Source organism: Gephyromycinifex aptenodytis (genome assembly GCF_012277275.1).
Classification (GTDB): Bacteria; Actinomycetota; Actinomycetes; order Actinomycetales; family Dermatophilaceae; genus Gephyromycinifex; species Gephyromycinifex aptenodytis.
In genome coordinates this window covers 2,936,098-2,951,107 of sequence record NZ_CP051155.1, presented here as the reverse complement: position 1 = coordinate 2,951,107, position 15,010 = coordinate 2,936,098, and the positions used below count along the sequence as shown (strand labels likewise).

General features: G+C 68.1%; 15 protein-coding genes. 6 read left to right on the top strand and 9 right to left on the bottom strand.

Annotated features, from left to right (window positions below; all coding sequences use genetic code 11):
- The first annotated feature begins 2 nt into the window (after positions 1-2).
- Complete coding sequence (locus tag G9V96_RS12755; protein ID WP_168583367.1) at positions 3-1,307, top strand: DUF58 domain-containing protein; 1,305 nt, start codon at positions 3-5, stop codon at positions 1,305-1,307.
- Between the two features lie 22 nt (positions 1,308-1,329).
- On the opposite strand, the gene G9V96_RS12750 is transcribed toward G9V96_RS12755, so the two are convergent.
- Complete coding sequence (locus G9V96_RS12750) at positions 1,330-2,331, bottom strand: stage II sporulation protein M (RefSeq protein ID WP_168583366.1); 1,002 nt, start codon at positions 2,329-2,331, stop codon at positions 1,330-1,332.
- A gap of 45 nt (positions 2,332-2,376) precedes the next feature.
- On the opposite strand from G9V96_RS12750, the gene G9V96_RS12745 reads away from it, so the two are divergent.
- The 3 genes from G9V96_RS12745 (at position 2,377) to G9V96_RS12735 (ending at position 4,926) form a co-directional block, all read left to right on the top strand.
- Complete coding sequence (locus G9V96_RS12745; protein ID WP_168583365.1) at positions 2,377-3,195, top strand: RDD family protein; 819 nt, start codon at positions 2,377-2,379, stop codon at positions 3,193-3,195.
- Positions 3,196-3,343: 148 nt separating this feature from the next.
- On the top strand, positions 3,344-4,453 hold the full coding sequence (locus tag G9V96_RS12740) for a hypothetical protein (protein ID WP_168583364.1): 1,110 nt from the start codon (positions 3,344-3,346) through the stop codon (positions 4,451-4,453).
- Between the two features lie 92 nt (positions 4,454-4,545).
- Complete coding sequence (locus G9V96_RS12735) at positions 4,546-4,926, top strand: hypothetical protein (RefSeq protein WP_168583363.1); 381 nt, start codon at positions 4,546-4,548, stop codon at positions 4,924-4,926.
- A 3-nt stretch (positions 4,927-4,929) separates the two neighbouring features.
- Here the strand turns inward: G9V96_RS12735 and G9V96_RS12730 are convergent, their stop codons facing one another.
- Positions 4,930-6,141, bottom strand: coding sequence for an amidohydrolase (locus tag G9V96_RS12730; RefSeq protein WP_226913314.1), 1,212 nt, complete (start codon positions 6,139-6,141; stop codon positions 4,930-4,932).
- Positions 6,142-6,238: 97 nt separating this feature from the next.
- On the bottom strand, positions 6,239-7,351 hold the full coding sequence (locus tag G9V96_RS12725; protein WP_168583362.1) for a mannose-1-phosphate guanylyltransferase: 1,113 nt from the start codon (positions 7,349-7,351) through the stop codon (positions 6,239-6,241).
- Between the two features lie 175 nt (positions 7,352-7,526).
- On the opposite strand from G9V96_RS12725, the gene G9V96_RS12720 reads away from it, so the two are divergent.
- Both G9V96_RS12720 and G9V96_RS12715 read left to right on the top strand, forming a co-directional pair.
- On the top strand, positions 7,527-8,657 hold the full coding sequence (locus tag G9V96_RS12720; protein WP_168583361.1) for a glycosyltransferase family 4 protein: 1,131 nt from the start codon (positions 7,527-7,529) through the stop codon (positions 8,655-8,657).
- A 152-nt stretch (positions 8,658-8,809) separates the two neighbouring features.
- Positions 8,810-9,961: a D-alanyl-D-alanine carboxypeptidase family protein gene (locus G9V96_RS12715; protein WP_168583360.1), complete on the top strand. Its 1,152-nt coding sequence runs from the start codon at positions 8,810-8,812 to the stop codon at positions 9,959-9,961.
- Here G9V96_RS12715 and G9V96_RS12710 read toward each other — a convergent pair.
- From G9V96_RS12710 to G9V96_RS12685, 6 genes are all read right to left on the bottom strand, one after another.
- On the bottom strand, positions 9,942-10,463 hold the full coding sequence (locus tag G9V96_RS12710) for a 2'-5' RNA ligase family protein (protein ID WP_168583359.1): 522 nt from the start codon (positions 10,461-10,463) through the stop codon (positions 9,942-9,944). The two genes, G9V96_RS12715 and G9V96_RS12710, sit on opposite strands and share 20 nt — an antisense overlap.
- 9 nt (positions 10,464-10,472) lie before the next feature.
- Complete coding sequence (gene trpS, locus G9V96_RS12705; protein ID WP_168583358.1) at positions 10,473-11,489, bottom strand: tryptophan--tRNA ligase; 1,017 nt, start codon at positions 11,487-11,489, stop codon at positions 10,473-10,475.
- A gap of 12 nt (positions 11,490-11,501) precedes the next feature.
- Positions 11,502-12,707, bottom strand: coding sequence for a zinc-dependent metalloprotease family protein (locus tag G9V96_RS12700; RefSeq protein WP_168583357.1), 1,206 nt, complete (start codon positions 12,705-12,707; stop codon positions 11,502-11,504).
- 189 nt (positions 12,708-12,896) lie between these two features.
- On the bottom strand, positions 12,897-13,778 hold the full coding sequence (locus tag G9V96_RS12695; protein ID WP_168583356.1) for a helix-turn-helix domain-containing protein: 882 nt from the start codon (positions 13,776-13,778) through the stop codon (positions 12,897-12,899).
- 82 nt (positions 13,779-13,860) lie between these two features.
- Positions 13,861-14,736 carry a hypothetical protein gene (locus tag G9V96_RS12690; protein WP_168583355.1) on the bottom strand — a complete coding sequence of 292 codons (876 nt, stop codon included), beginning with the start codon at positions 14,734-14,736 and terminating at the stop codon, positions 13,861-13,863.
- A gap of 60 nt (positions 14,737-14,796) precedes the next feature.
- Positions 14,797-14,979 carry a DUF6767 domain-containing protein gene (locus tag G9V96_RS12685; RefSeq protein ID WP_226913313.1) on the bottom strand — a complete coding sequence of 61 codons (183 nt, stop codon included), beginning with the start codon at positions 14,977-14,979 and terminating at the stop codon, positions 14,797-14,799.
- Positions 14,980-15,010: the final 31 nt, after the last annotated feature.

Genomic DNA, 15,010 nt, shown 5'->3' with positions numbered 1-15,010 from the left:
TCGTGGCGCTGACCGGCCGCGCCGTCCTGCTCGTCCTGCTCGGGCTCATCCCGGCGGTGATCGCGCCAAACGCTCTCACGGTGCGGCTGTGGATCGTGGCCTGTGTCGCCTTGATCGGTATCGACGTGTTCTGGGCACCCCGCCCGCAGCGGGTGCGCCTGGAACGCACACCGACTCCCCCGCTACGCCGCGGGCAGACCGGCCAGAGCACGCTGCTGCTGACGAACGAAACCGGACGGCGTCTGCGGGGAACGCTGCGAGACGCCTGGCAGCCCTCCAGCGGAGCCAGTGGTGAGCGACACCGGTTGGATGTGGCGCGCGGCAGCAGCGTCGAACTCACCACGACGTTGCGGCCCACCCGCCGCGGCGACCGTCTCACCGACCTGGTCACCATGCGCCTCACCGGCCCGTTGGGGTTGGCCGCCCGACAGGCATCCCTGGCCTGCCCAGGTGCCGTGCGGGTGCTGCCGGAGTTCGCCTCCCAACAGCACCTGCCGCGTTTCCTCGCTCAACTGCGCGAACTCGACGGACGCTCCGCGGTGCGCACCCGCGGCCAAGGCACCGAGTTCGACTCACTGCGCGACTACGTCCCCGGTGATGACGTGCGCAGCATCGACTGGCGCGCCACGGCCCGACGCACCGCCGTGGTGGTGCGCACCTGGCAGCCCGAACGCGACCGTCACATCGTCATCGTCCTGGACACCTCGCGCACCAGCGCCGGACGCATCGCGGATGTACCTCGCCTGGACGCGGCGATGGACGCCGCCCTGCTGCTCACCGCGCTGGCTACCCGGGCCGGAGATCGTGTCGATCTTCTCGCCGGTGATCGCGAACTGCGGGCCGAGGTCAGCGGCGCCCGCTCATCGGACCGGTTGCACCACAGCATCGAGGCGATGGCGACGCTGGAACCTGCTCTGGTCGAAGCGAACTGGTCTCGTCTGTTCGCTGCGGTCGCTGAGCGATCACGTGGCCGGGCGCTCGTCGTCCTGCTCACCCCCATCGAGCCGGCATCGGTGAGCGAAAGCCTGCTGCCCGCACTGAGCGTGCTGGCCCGCCGCCACCAGATCATCGTGGCCTCCGTGCAAGACCCCGGCCTGCAGGCGATGACCGAACTCGCTGAGACCGCTCCGGTCCAGCCTGCCGACGTGTACGACGCCGCCGCGGCAACCCAGGCACGCAATGCCCGCACCCGAACCGCCGAGGTGCTCGCCAAACTGGGCGTGCACGTCGTGGACTCTCCCCCGCAGCAGTTGCCGCTGGACCTGTGCGAGCACTACCTCGCGCTCAAGGCACGCGGCGCGTTGTGAGCGAGCGCCCCCGCGAAACCACTCACGCGGCCGTGGGCGCTGTCGCCACCGACTGCTGACCGGTCACGTCACCGCTGACGCCCTGGCGGGCAGCGCGGGCGCCCACGATGAACACGTAGGCGAAGAAGGCAGCCTCGGCCAGCACCCCGATGAGGATCCGGGCCCAGGTCGGCAGCGGCGACGGCGTGACGAAGGCCTCCAGCACGCCGCTGAGGAACAGCACCACCACCAGGCCGAGGGCCACCCCCACTCCGGTACGCGCTTCGGCGCCCACCGCGTCGAGCCGCGAGCGCGGACCCGGTTCGATCCAGGCCCAGAACAGCCGCAGACCGACGCCTGCGGCAACGAACACGGCCGTCAACTCCAACAGCCCGTGCGGCGTGATGAGGCCGAAGAAGAGGGCGCCCCGGCCGTGATGGATCATCACCGAGCCGGTGAAGGCGAGGTTGAAAACGTTCTGCCACAGCACCCACAAGACCGGTAGCCCCAGGATGCCGAAGGCGATGGACTGAGCCGCCACCCAGGCGTTGTTCGTCCAGACCTTGAGCGCGAAGCTCGAAGCGGCGTACTCGCTGTAGTAGTTCTCGAAGTCATGACCGACGAGTCGCTGCACCGATTCGGCATCGATCGCGGCGGCTTCGAAGCCCGGGTGGGCCAGGAACCACCAGCCCATCACCACCGCCAACCCGAGGTTGAGCGCCATCGTGCTCAGCCACCAGCGCCGTTGCCGATACAGCGCCGCGGGGAAGGTACTCGCGAAGAACTCGACGAAAGCATTGCTGGGGGTTGTTCGCCGTCCCTGCGTCGCGGCGCGCGCCCGGGCCCGCGAAATGAGCCATGACAGGTAGCTGACGAGTTGGGGATCGGCGTTGGAGCTGCGGACCACGGACAGATGCGTAGCGGTGCGTTCGTACAGGTCAAGCAGTTCATCGGCCTCGGCCTGGGTCAGCTTCGGCTGTGCGCTCAGCGCCGCCAGCCGGTCCCAACGCTCCCGGTTCGCCGCCACATACGCGTCGATGTCCACCCGGCCACTGTAGGTCAGGCGGAAAGACCCGGTTAGCCTCGAGATATGGTCGCCACCGCCCCCAACGCCGGGACCACCGACGCCGTCGTAACCGGTGAAGCGGTCCTGGTGGAGCTGCCGGTAGCGGGCCCGGCGGTGCGGCTACTCTCCGGTGGGATAGATGTCGTCCTGGCGGTGATCATTCTCGTGATCCTCTTCTTCGCCGCCGCCCCGCTGTTAGAGGGCCTCGACGAGGCCGCAGGCATGGCCTCGATCCTGGTGCTGAGCCTCGGCGTGCTGATTGGTCTGCCGACGGTCTGTGAGACGTTGACCCGCGGGCGCACCTTGGGCAAGAAGATCCTGGGCCTGCGCAGCGTGCGTGACGACGGCGGCCCCATCGACTTCCGGCGGGCGTTGACCCGCAACCTCATCGGTTTCGTGGAGATCTACCTCTTGAGCGGGATCCCGGCGCTCATCTGCGCGCTCGTGACCTCGCCGACCCGGCGCCTGGGTGACATCGGAGCCGGGACGTATGTGGCTCATGAGCGAGTCGATCTGGTGCTGCCGGAACCGGTGCAGATGCCAGCACAGTTGGCGCAGTGGGCCGCCGGAGCCGATATCGGCCCGCTGCCGGACCCGCTCGTGGCCCAGATGCGCGCGGCGCTGCGCCAAGGCGAGCAGTTCACTCCGGAGACGACCCGCCGCCTCGCCGAGACCCTGGCCCACGACGTGCGTGACTATGTCCTGCCGCACCCTCCCAGCGAAACACCCCCGCTGGATCTGATTAAGGCTGTCCTCGCCGAGCGTCGTCGACGCGCAGGTCTGCGCCTGGCGGAGCAGGCCAGGGCGCGCGAACGGCTCTTCGGCGTCGGCAACCGCGGCTGAGCAAACCTGGATAACAACTAGATCACGGCCAAATGCGTTCAGCCCCAGCTGTTCTCTGACCCGCTGAGCCCCTTTAGGGTGAAGACGGCGCCTTGGGCGTCTCTCGGGGGACGAGGGGATATTCGTACTAGGGGAAACGAGGACAAGCATGCCCATTTCTGCACGCCGTCCGGTGCACACACTGGCAACCGCGGTAGCCATCACATCGGGACTAGCGTTGCTGGCGCCCGTCGCCACCGCAGCACCGGCACGGGCCGAAGCGCCCGCGCCGTCGTACACGGCTCGCGCCGTCGAGCCCGGCGGAGCTCCTGGTGAGGGCAGCACCGCCGTCGCAGTGAACAACCGGGGCCAGATCGCCGGGAACATCCTGTCCGGGACGGCGCCGACGCGCGGCTTCAGCGGCACCGCGGGATCCGTGCGATGGCTGCCCGGTGGCGCCACCTCCGTGGCCCGCGACATCGCCGATGACGGCACCGTGGTGGGCTCCAGCGCCGACGGCGCCCAGGAGTCCTGGTTGCAGGTGCCCACCCGCTGGGTACCCAAGGCGACAGCGCCGCAACAACTCCCGATGGCATGGCCCGCAGACAACGCGTTCTGGCGCAGTGGGGTGGCTACCGCAGTCTCAGCCAACGGCCGGATCACCGGCACGGCAGCCACCGGCTACCGCAGCGGTAACGCCATGACCTGGGACCAGCGCGGCCGAGGCGGCACGCTGCTGGCGTTCAACGGCGACGGCTGGGCGCTGAACACAACCGACATCGCCAACAACGGGGTTGCCGTCGGCTACGACCAGGTGCAGGGCCCGTTGTCTGCGGGTGCCACCACCCAGCGAGCCGTCATCATCAGCAACGCTCGGGTGCAAGCATTGCCGACCTCCGCACGGGAAAGCCAAGCCCTGGCCATCTCGCCGCAAGGCCGCTACATCGTCGGCACCGCCGATGGAGTTGCGGTGCTGTTCCGAGTGGGCGCGAACGCCCTGCCGCTGCCAGGGGCTCGCGACTTCGTCCCCGCCGCAGTCACCGACGCCGGAACCGGGGTCGGCAACAGCCGCGGCGCTGACGGACTCCCCGGCACCGCCGATGACGTCCCCATGCTGTACACCTCCGGGCGCGCCATCGCACTCGCGCCAACCACCCGGATGCCCGCCGGGTGGCGGCTGGTCCAGGTCCGCGACATCAACGCCCGCGGGCAGATCGCCGGGACGGCCGTGGACGCCTCGGGACGCCGTCACGCGGTGTTGCTCACCCCCGGCCGCTGACCCGAGCCGCCAGTCGCCGGCCTCCTCAACGGGTGGGTCTGACCCAGTCTCAGCTCTGGGCAGACCCGCCCGTCGATGCCAGAGTGGGTGCTGTGTCTGCGCTCCCTGCCACCCGCCCCGGCACCGATGAGTGCTCCCCCGAGCTCGCAACGACAACCCCCATGCCGTCCAAGCCTCAACGGCAAACCGATGCTCCTCCCGCCGCCGCTGAGTTGCCCCCTGGTGCAGCCGCGGCGCAGGCCGACCTCCACCGGATGGCACTCATCGCCCTGTCCCGGTTGCCCGAACGCGACCTGAGCCACCTACTGCACGGCGAATACGCCTGGCTGGCTCAGCTGCCGCCGGCAGTGGCGCGGCAATGTGTGCACGAGGTACACGCCGCGATCCATATGGCAGACCCGCCTGCGGCAGAACGGATCGCACAGTGCCTGACATCGTGGGCTGGCGCGGCCGAACGCTTCATCAGGCGGTGAGGCTCACGCCTTGGCGCCGCGTCTGTTCCGCCACGCGGCGAACGGCGCAGCCGCGTACATCCGGGCACCCACGGCGATGCTGCGTTCATCCACCACCAGATCGCCCTGATGCAGGTCGTAACTGGGACCGCCCGGAGTCCGCGTGCCCAGCCGGGCCAGAGCGCCGTCGCGCCCCTGCAGCATCCACGCGAAGTCCTCGCCTCCCAGCGACTGCTCCGCTCCGCGGGCAGACCCCGCACCCAGCATCGCCCCGGCAGCATCGCGCCAGGCCGCAACAGCCCACTCGCTGTTCACTACCGGCGGCACCCCCCGCACATGCCGCACTTCGGCTTGCACGCCATACGGCATGACCACCGCTTCAACCAGTTCGATCAGCAACGGGCGGATGCTCTTCCACGCCTCGGCGTCCAGCATCCGCAACGTCCCGGTCACCTCACCGCTGTCCGGGATGATGTTGGCCGCGCCACCGGCATGCACCCCGCCCCACACGAGCAGCGCCCCCACCCGCGGGTCGATCCGGCGGGACAGCACCCCCGGCACGTCGGTGATGACCTTGCCCAGGGCGAAGATGAGGTCTTGAGTCAGGTAGGGCCGCGAGGTGTGGCCGCCGGTGCCGGTCAGACGCACCGTCACCTTGTCGCTGGCTGCCGTGATCGGCCCCCGCCGCAAACCGATCTCCCCCACATCCCGGGAGGGGTCGCAGTGCACCGCGAAGACGATGTCGACCCCGTCCAGGTGCCCGTCGGCGACGACATGCTCACCGCCACCGGGCATGGTCTCCTCTGCAGGCTGGAAGATGGCGCGCACTCCGATCCCGGCCGCGTGCAACTCCTCCTCCTGCGTCTTCAGCGCCAGCACGGCACCCAACAACGCAGTCGTATGAACGTCATGGCCGCACGCGTGGGTGACGCCGCGACGAGTGGAAGCGAATTCCAGACCGGTGCGCTCGACCAAGGGGAGCGCGTCCATGTCGGCGCGCAGGCCAACCCGCAATTCGGGTTTTTCCGGGCCCAGATCGACGATCACGCCGGTGGGTTGCATCTGCTGCACGCGACACCCGGCGTACTCCAGCCGACTGCGCACCGCGAACGTGGTGCGAGCTTCCTGCCATGACAACTCCGGGTACCGGTGCAGATCCCGGCGGAAGGCGCGAAGCTCCTCGTCCAACCCATCGACGGCGGCTGACAGGCCAGAGAGAATCGTATCGACGTTCACAAGATCACCAGTCTACGCGCCCGCCTGCGCAAGCCGACAAGGCCAGCATTTCACCCCGCCGCCGGCGGCGAGTCTGACGTCGTCCCGACAGCCTGCCTCACGTCAGGTCGGCCTGTCCGGAATCCTTCAGCTGCGTCACGATGGACTTCACACGCTGCGCGGCACTCCTGGTGGTGACCAGCAGCGCGTCCGAGGTGTCGACGATCACCACATCATCCAATCCCAGGACGGCCACCAGCCGTTTCGAACCGGGAACCACGACCCCACCGGAGTCGATCCCCAGCACCTGGCTGGCATCCCCCAGCACCGAGATGCCTCGGCCGCTGTCGGTCTCGACATAGGAATCCGAAGGCAACACGTCGGCCAGGGAATCGAAATCGCCCACGTCGTCCCACGGGAAGTCGCCCCGGACCACCGCGACCTGTCCGTCGGCAGCGGCAGGTTCGGCGACCGCGTGATCGATGGCGATCTTCTCCAAGTTCGGCCAGCGGGTGGGCAGTTCCTCAGGCTGGGCCGCGATCGCGCGCAACTGGGTGGCCAGCTGCGGGTGGTAGCGGTGCAGGACGTCCAGAAGAACCCGCGCCTTGACCACGAACATCCCTGCGTTCCAGCGGTAGTGGCCGGTCTCCAGGTAGGAACGCGCAGTTGCCTCGTCGGGCTTCTCCACGAATTCGCTCACCTCGTAGGCGTGCGGGGCCTGCGCCAGACCGAGCCGGCCCGCCTCGTGGATGTAGCCGAAACCGGTGGCGGCGTGCGTGGGCCGGATACCGATCGTCACCACCCGATCCTGCTGCGCCACAGCAACCGCCTCGGCTACCGCCTCACGGAAGTCGTCTTCGGCACCCACCACATGGTCGGCGGCGAAAGAACCGATGATCGCCTCAGGGTCCAGGCGTTCGATGACGGCCGCGGCCCAGCCGATGGCAGCCATCGAGTCTCGCGGCGCCGGTTCTGCAAGCAGGCGCCCGTCGGCGACCTGGGGCAATTGCGCTCGGACCGCCTCCACGTGGGCTGCCCCCGTCACTACGACGAGGTTCTGCCCGCACAACGGTTCGAGTCGGTCGGCCGTCGACTGCAGCAGGGTTCGCCCGCGCCCCACCAGGTCGAGGAGGAATTTCGGCGCCCCCGCTCGCGACAGCGGCCACAGGCGGGTACCCGCTCCGCCGGCCGGGATGACAGCCCAAAAGTGCTCAAGTGTGCTCGCCTGCATGAGGCTCACCGTAGACCAGGACGAACGTCCATCCGTACTGCTGGGATGCAACGTAGAGCTCCGACGGCGTGGCGGGCGGGCACCCCCAGGCAACCGGGTCCCCCGTCACCCACCCGTCATCGGACACACACCTGCAGGTCGCCGGGCTGCCACCCAGCCTGAGGATGGTGAAGGTGTGCGTATCGCCATCGTCACGGAGTCCTTTCTTCCTTCGCTGAACGGGGTGACCACGAGCGTGTGCCGGGTCCTGGACTGCCTGCGTGAGCGCGGGCATGAGGCCATGGTCATCGCTCCGTCACCAGCCCCGACGACCTACCACGGATTCCCGGTTCGCAGCGTGACGAGCGTGCCGGTACGACAGTTCCAGGTGGGTCTACCCACCAAGGAGATCGAAGATCTCCTGGCCGATTTCCGCCCCGACGTCGTCCACGTCGCCTCCCCGTTCTTCCTCGGCGCTCGCGGGTTGTTCGCGGCCCGGGCGCTGGGCATCCCCGCAGTGGCGATCTACCAGACGGACATGGCGGCCTACGTGCTGCAACACGGAGGCCCTGCCGGGCGGGCAGCTTCCCGGGCCACCTGGCGTTACCTGCGCTGGGTGCACTCAATGGCCGAGCGCAACCTCGCTCCCTCGAGTGCGGCCATGGCAGACCTGCGGGCCAACGGCATCGGGCACACCGCGCTGTGGGGCCGCGGGGTGGACACCGCGCTGTTCCACCCAGGCTGGCGAGATGACGCCGGCTGCCGGGCGTTGCGCCGCACGCTGGCGCCCAAGGGCGAGACGATCATCGGCTACGTCGGCAGGTTGGCGCCCGAGAAGGAACTCGAACGGTTGGTCAGCGTCGCCGACCTGCCCGGAACCCAACTCGTGCTCACCGGTGACGGCCCCTCCCGCCGCGAACTCGCCGAGGCGCTGCCACGCGCGGCTTTCCTGGGCCGCCGCGAAGGCGACGACCTGGCCCGCGCCTATGCCGCTTGCGATGTCTTCGTACACACCGGCACGCACGAGACGTTCGGGCAGACTCTGCAGGAAGCGGCCGCCACCGGCCTGCCCGTCGTCGCCCCAGCCCGCGGCGGCCCCCTGGACCTCATCGACGACGGTCGCACCGGCTTGTTGTTCGACCCCAGCGACCCCGCCGATCTGCGTCGTTGCCTATCGGTGCTGACGGTGGCTGAGGACGCCTGGGAACAGCGAGCGCTCATGGGTGAGGCCGGGTTGGCACGGGTGGCGAACCGCTCGTGGCGCCGTCTCGTGGACGACCTGATCGGGCACTACAACGCGGTGCGCACCCCCGCACACGCCGCCTGAACGCCGCGACGGGCCCCGTCTCGCAACCGGATCTGCTCGACAGGACCGCGGGACGCGCTTCGCAGCGGCTATCGGCCGGCGACAGGTTCAGGCGGCGGCGCGGCGGCCCTGGGCACACCGAGTCCGCGCAGCCCTCGCGTTACCCTTCGCTGGTGAGCATCATCTTTCGAGCCCTGGGCGCGAGCGCGCTCGTCCTGCTCACGGCAGCACCGGTCACGGCCGCCACCCCCGGTCCTGGCTCACCGGTCGGCGGCCCGAAACTCTCTGGGGTGGAGCTGGTCACCGACCTGCCCGCGGACGTACCCCCGCCACCGCCGATCGCGGCTGGCGCCTACCTGCTCGCTGATCTCGACACCGGCGCAGTGCTGGTAGCCAAGGCACCGCACCTGCAGTCCAAACCGGCCAGCACCCTGAAGACACTCACCGCGCTCACGCTCGTTCCCACCCTGCCCCCCACCAAGGTGGTTCGGGCCACCCCGGAAGACGCCGCGATCGATGGGACGAAGGTCGGCCTGGACCCCGGGGCCGGCTACACCGTGGAACAGCTCTTCCAAGGGCTGCTCATGAGTTCGGGCAACGACGCCGCTCAGGCCCTGGCCCGGGCCGGCGGTGGCATGCCCAGGGTCGCGCAATCGATGACGCAGGTCGCTCACGATCTGGGGGCGCTGGACACCCAAGCGCGCAACACCAGCGGGTTGGACGCGCCCGGCCAACTCACCAGCAGCTACGACCTGGCGCTCATCGGGCGGGCTGCGCTACGCGACCCCCAGATCGCGAACTATGTCAGTACTCGTTCGGTGACCTTCCCCGGCAAGCGGGTGCGCGGCCCCAACCCGGGCAAGCGGCCCACCTTCGAGATCGGCAACCACAACCGTCTGTTGTTCAACTACGAGGGCGCCATCGGGGTGAAGAACGGGTACACCCAGGCGGCCCGGCACACCTACATCGGGGCGGCCCGTCGGGCGAACCAGGGGTACATCCTGACCTTCCTCGGTGGCCAGAGCGCCGATTGGCACCAGAGCGCGGCGATGTTCGACTGGGCCTTCGCTTACGGCAAGAAAGCCCACCAGATCGGCAAGCTCGTCGAACCAGGCGACCTGGCCCAGGAGACGCCGGCGCCGACCCCGAGCCGCAGAGAACCCGCCGCTGATACCGCCGTGGCCGCTATCCGGAACAACGCCGCAGCCGCGACGATGCGGGACCCCCGTTGGACCGTGGCCGGTGTAGGTGGGCTGATCACCGCCGCCGCGCTATACATCGCGGTACGACGGTCGAAGAAGCCGGTCAGAGGCCGCCGAGGCTGAAGGTTTCCAACGGGGCCCACGCCTGCCCGAGACGCTGGACGTAAAGGGTGAACGAGGCGATGCGCAGCTGCGCGTGCACCTCTCCGATGAGCTGGCGGGCCCGCTGACAGGCTTGCTCGCCCACGTTCTGGGCCAGGGTCACATGCGGGTGGTAGGGATAATCCAGCTCCCGCACTAGCGGCTCCTGCCGCAGCTGCTCCTGCAGCCTGGTGCATTCCTGCGCCCCCTGCGTCACGCAGACATAGGCCACGTCGGTGGTCGGGGCGAAGGATCCCGTGCCGCACAACAGCAGATCGAAGGCAGCCACCTTGGCCGCGATCCCGCGCGCATGCTCGAGGATGGCGTTCAGGTCACTCGCGAGCACCTGTGTGGGCGGCACCAGGGTGACGTGGGTGGGGACGGTGGCGGCAGCTTGGTCGCCGACTTCTGCCCGCACCTGACGCACCTGGGCTCCCAACGGTTCGGGCACGGGGATTGCCAACCCGATGGTCACGGTCTCCATGGTGGCGCCTCAGCGCCGCCGCGCGAGTAGGCCGACCCGGTCATAGACCCGGTCCAGCGTGCCCTGGGCGATGCCACGAACCCGATCTGCCCCCTCGGCCAGGATGCGGTCGAGCTCGGCCGGGTCCTCGATCAGCTCCAGCGCCCGCGAGCGCAACGGCGTCAGCACCTCGACGACGACCTCCGCCAGGTCCTTTTTGAGGTCGCCATAGCCCTTGCCCTCGTAATCGGCTTCCAACTGCGCGATGTCGCGCCCGTCCAAGGCGGAGTAGATGCGCAGCAAGTTGGCCACACCCGGCTTGTTCGCCTCGTCGAAGCGGATCTCGCGTTCGGTGTCGGTGACCGCCGAACGGATGCGCTTGGCCACGACTTTGGGGTCAGCCAGCAGATCAATGGTTCCGGTCGGGGCCGTCTTACTCATTTTGGCCGTCGGGTTGGCCAGGTCCTGGATCTTTGCGGTGGCCTTGACGATGTGCGGTTCCGGCACCACCAGCGTCTCGCCGAATCGGGCGTTGAAGCGCTGGGCGAGATTGCGGCTGAGTTCGAGGTGCTGACGCTGGTCCTCCCCCACCGGGACGGCGGCAGCGTCGTAGAGCAGGATGTCGGCAGCCATCAGGATCGGGTAGGTGAACAGCCCGACGTTGGTGCCCTCGGAGCCCGCCCGGGCCGACTTGTCCTTGAACTGCGTCATCCGGCTCGCCTCACCGAAACCGGTCAGGCAGGACAACACCCAGGTGAGCTCGGCGTGCTCGGCGATGTGGCTCTGTACGAAGACCGCGCTGCGCGTCGGATCGATGCCGGCCGCCAGATACTGAGCCGCCGTGGCGCGGGTGCGGGCCCGCAGCAACTCCGGATCGGTCGCGACCGTGAGGGCGTGCAGATCGACCACGCTGTAGATGGCCTCGAACTGATCCTGCATGGAGACCCAGTTGACCAACGCCCCAAGATAGTTGCCCAGGTGCAGTGAATCCTGGGTGGGCTGCATGCCTGAGAACAGGCGGCTACGGGAGTCGGTCGGTGTGGACATAGGGACATTCTGTCAGGTGCGCGACCCCCGCACGCGTGGGGCTTTGACGCTGGGTCGAGCGATCCGTACATCGAGCACTGCGCCGGAGGCGTTGGCCGAGACGACCCGGACCCGCAACCGTCCGCTGGCCGAGACGAAGGTGCGCCCAGGAAGCAGCGCCCGATCGAAACGGCTGCCCTTGGCCGGGGTGGCGTCCAACTCCAAACTGTCGCCGGTCTCTGGATCGACACGCAGGATTCGCACCCCCATTCGCGGGCGCCAGGCGCCCGTGCTCGGTGCGGCGTCCCGCCCAGTGGCCGTGCGATATTCGGCGTAGTACTCAACCCCGTCGCCAGCCAGCATCTTTACCCCGCGCACACCTGCCGACGCCGACAACGGCGCCAGAGGTACCCGCGCCGAAGTGGACAGCGAGCGGATCGCTGCCGGGTCGGCGCCCAGACGGTCCAGGTTCACCGCGTTCAAACTGCCCTGACCGAAGCCGCGACCGGAATACCCCATCACGTCGAACAGGTCGTCGTACTCATTACGACGGCAGCCTGAGCGCCAGGACCCGTTGACGTAGCGGCCGTCCTGGGCGCGGGGACACAGCAGCGACCCGGAATGCCCGAGGCCCAGATTGTGCCCGAGTTCGTGGGCCAGCAGCGAAGCGCGCGCCTCCGAGACATAGGTCGAGCCGCCGGAGTCAGCAAAACCGTTGGACCCGAAGCCGTACAGGCAGCGCGACGATGAGGCGGCGCGGCCCGGCACAATCACGACAAGGTGGGCGGCCCGCTTCGTCGCGGCGGGTTCCCGGGCGTAGGCATCCCCCCAGAGGCCCTCGATGTCATCGCAGCGGTGGGAGGTGCGGGTCCAGGCGCTCACTTTGGCCAGGCGGAAGGAGACCTGCCCGCGGGACTGCTGGGACCAGTACGAATTCGCCCCGGCGACCATCCGGCCCACCGCAGCGCTCGAGACGTTCGCGTCAGGTTTACTGCCGGGCGGCAGCAGGCGCACCACGTAGACCGGCCTCGGGGGCGTCGTCCGGCGCCGAGCCGAAGCCTGCGTGGCCGGTGCCGCCGGCCGAGTTCCCACCTGCAGACCGGCCGGGTTCGCTTTGGCTGCCTGCCCGGCTGCGGCGACAGGTCGAGCCGGTGGTGGCGCCGCCGCGCCCGTCGTGGCCACAAAGACCAGAGCCGACGCCGCGAACAGCAGACGCGAAAGATTGCGCAGGCCAGCCATGAGAGCCGACTCCTCCGAGTGCGGGGTTGCCGCGCGCCGACCACGACAGTCGAGGCAACGCGCGCGCAGGACCTCACCGTGCGCGAGATCTACCCACCTATCGTCCTATTCGCCTGCAGCTCAAGGAAATTGCCGAAACTTCTGCGATCGGGTTCGCCGGTCGGCGCAAGCGGGCAGGAAGGGCGGGACTCACCACCGCCAGCGCACACCCACGATGCCGGTGGCCAGGTCGTGCACATGATGCTCCACCGAGGCGCCAGTGAGAACGATCGGCCCGCCCGAGCGCACCCCTTCGATCTCGGAGTACCACTCAGCGAACAGGGGCACGTCCTCGGGCACGAACTGCACTGAGATATGCATGTCGCGCAGCAGCCCCAGGGTTCCGCGCTCCCAGTTCGTCGAGGGAATGGTGGCGCCCACCACGTCGAACCCGTATTCGATGAGGATGGATTCCCCGGATTGCAGCGCCCGAGGTAGCACCATCTCGGCCACCATTAATTCGTATTCTTTGGCGTAACTCACCCCGCCGACACTCACATTACGCATGCCCTCGATGCATATGTCTACCCCGCCCTCGTAACCGAAGCACAGGGGATACCGATCGATACCGTCGCGGTGGGCTCGCAGTGATTCCCGCACGACATGGGTGCTCTCGGTACGATCCGGGCGTAACTGAAGACAGTCATGCATGCTGACCCGTTCCAGGCCGTCATCCCAGCTCAACCCCAGTTGCGCGACCAGATCGTCGATGACCTTTCCCTCTTCGACCAGCTCGCTCAAACTCGAGTCCGGATTCTTTCGATAAACGGGACCCACGTCGACCTGTGCCGCCGCAGGAACGAGCCGGGACAACTCGGCTGGCTGACAACCGAGAATCTCCTCTAAAGCCGCTAGAGCAGAAAGCGAACTGGCGCGTTTAGGGCAGCTTCGCCCGGACTGCCAGTAGCTGAGAGTGGCAGCGCTGATGTCATGGCCGTGGCGCGCTAAGTGAACCCGTAACCGTTGCAAGCTCAGGCCTCGACGCGTGATCGCCGCACGTAACGCGTCTGCGAAGACAGGTTCGGGGCTCATGACTTAACGGTAACCGGGCCGAGAGCACAGTACCGACAGGGCTGGGGTCGGCGATTCTTGAGCGCAGGCAACCTGTCAGTGTTCACTCCCATTCCCACATCAACGTGTACTTCCCCGGGACGCAGTCGGTGAACAGCGCTTGCACTGCCGGATACACCGGCAGATCCCGCCGCCGGGTCACCCCATCGAGCTCGGTGACCTCCCATACCCGAACGGGGAGCGACTTCGGCGAAAACCGCGCCTCAAGCACGAGCTCGCGGGTTTGACGTACCAGAGAACGCAACAAATACGTGTGCTCCTGTTCCTGGCCAACGAGTTCGATGCAGTGCTCGACCAGCGTTGTCTCTCCGATATGCAGCGCCCGATCGAGAATAACTTCGGCCGCGACTCCGCGCAATTCTGGAAACTCTCGAATTCGACCAATCCGGCAATTCGCCACCGCGGTGACGATGGGGTAGGCGGCGGTTTCATCGGTATAGACCCACACCGGAAAACGATCGAGGCCCTCGCGTTGCGCCGTCATCACAGTTCGCACGTAACGAGGACCCTGACTGCGATCGGCCCGCATATCCACCCGGTCGTGGACGGAGACGCCGGCGAACCCGTCGTCATAGCTGAGGCCGAGCTCGGCGACGGCCGCGCTGATCCCGTCCTTGCCGCTATCCAGCTCGGCGAAAGAACTCGAATACTCCAGCGACTCGGCACTGAGCCGACGCGAAGGCGGGAGCCTGCTGCCCAGAAACCCCCGGGGCAGCTCCAACAGCTCTTCCAACGGACCGATCGCCGCCAGCGACGAGGCGCGCTCAGGACGACTGCGTCCGGATTGCCAATAGCTGAGCGTGGCCACACTGACCGTGATGCCATGCCGGGCCAGTCCGCGGCGAATCTGGTCCAAACTCAGACCGCGCGCCGAGATTGCAGCTCGCAGGGCTGCCGCGAAATCGGTGGGGTCGGTCATCGCCTCAGCGTACCCGTGAGTACGGAAACGAGCCTAAGTTTCTTTTCACAGTCAGGAAATTCAGGCGCAGCGCACCCGATGACGTTGGGCTGCCAAACCAGCCCGAAGCTCCTCGTCATCCATCACCAGGTACACCAGCGGGCAGTCCGCCGGGCCGGTAGCCCCGATGTGGCACAAGGTGCACGGCTCATCGGTGCGGATAGGGCACTTGGCCTGTGGCGGGCCTTTTCGTCCGGAACTCACGCCCACCATTGTCCCCACGCGTCCAGGCCGC

Bases quoted from the DNA above. Each gene is read 5' to 3' on its own strand.
- G9V96_RS12690 (WP_168583355.1), bottom strand. From the start codon at position 14,736: ATGACCGACCCCACCGATTTCGCGGCAGCCCTGCGAGCTGCAATCTCG.
- G9V96_RS12740 (WP_168583364.1), top strand. From the start codon at position 3,344: ATGCCCATTTCTGCACGCCGTCCGGTGCACACACTGGCAACCGCGGTA.
- G9V96_RS12695 (WP_168583356.1), bottom strand. From the start codon at position 13,778: ATGAGCCCCGAACCTGTCTTCGCAGACGCGTTACGTGCGGCGATCACG.
- G9V96_RS12725 (WP_168583362.1), bottom strand. From the start codon at position 7,351: ATGCAGGCGAGCACACTTGAGCACTTTTGGGCTGTCATCCCGGCCGGC.
- G9V96_RS12700 (WP_168583357.1), bottom strand. From the start codon at position 12,707: ATGGCTGGCCTGCGCAATCTTTCGCGTCTGCTGTTCGCGGCGTCGGCT.
- G9V96_RS12745 (WP_168583365.1), top strand. From the start codon at position 2,377: ATGGTCGCCACCGCCCCCAACGCCGGGACCACCGACGCCGTCGTAACC.
- G9V96_RS12710 (WP_168583359.1), bottom strand. From the start codon at position 10,463: ATGGAGACCGTGACCATCGGGTTGGCAATCCCCGTGCCCGAACCGTTG.
- trpS (WP_168583358.1), bottom strand. From the start codon at position 11,489: ATGTCCACACCGACCGACTCCCGTAGCCGCCTGTTCTCAGGCATGCAG.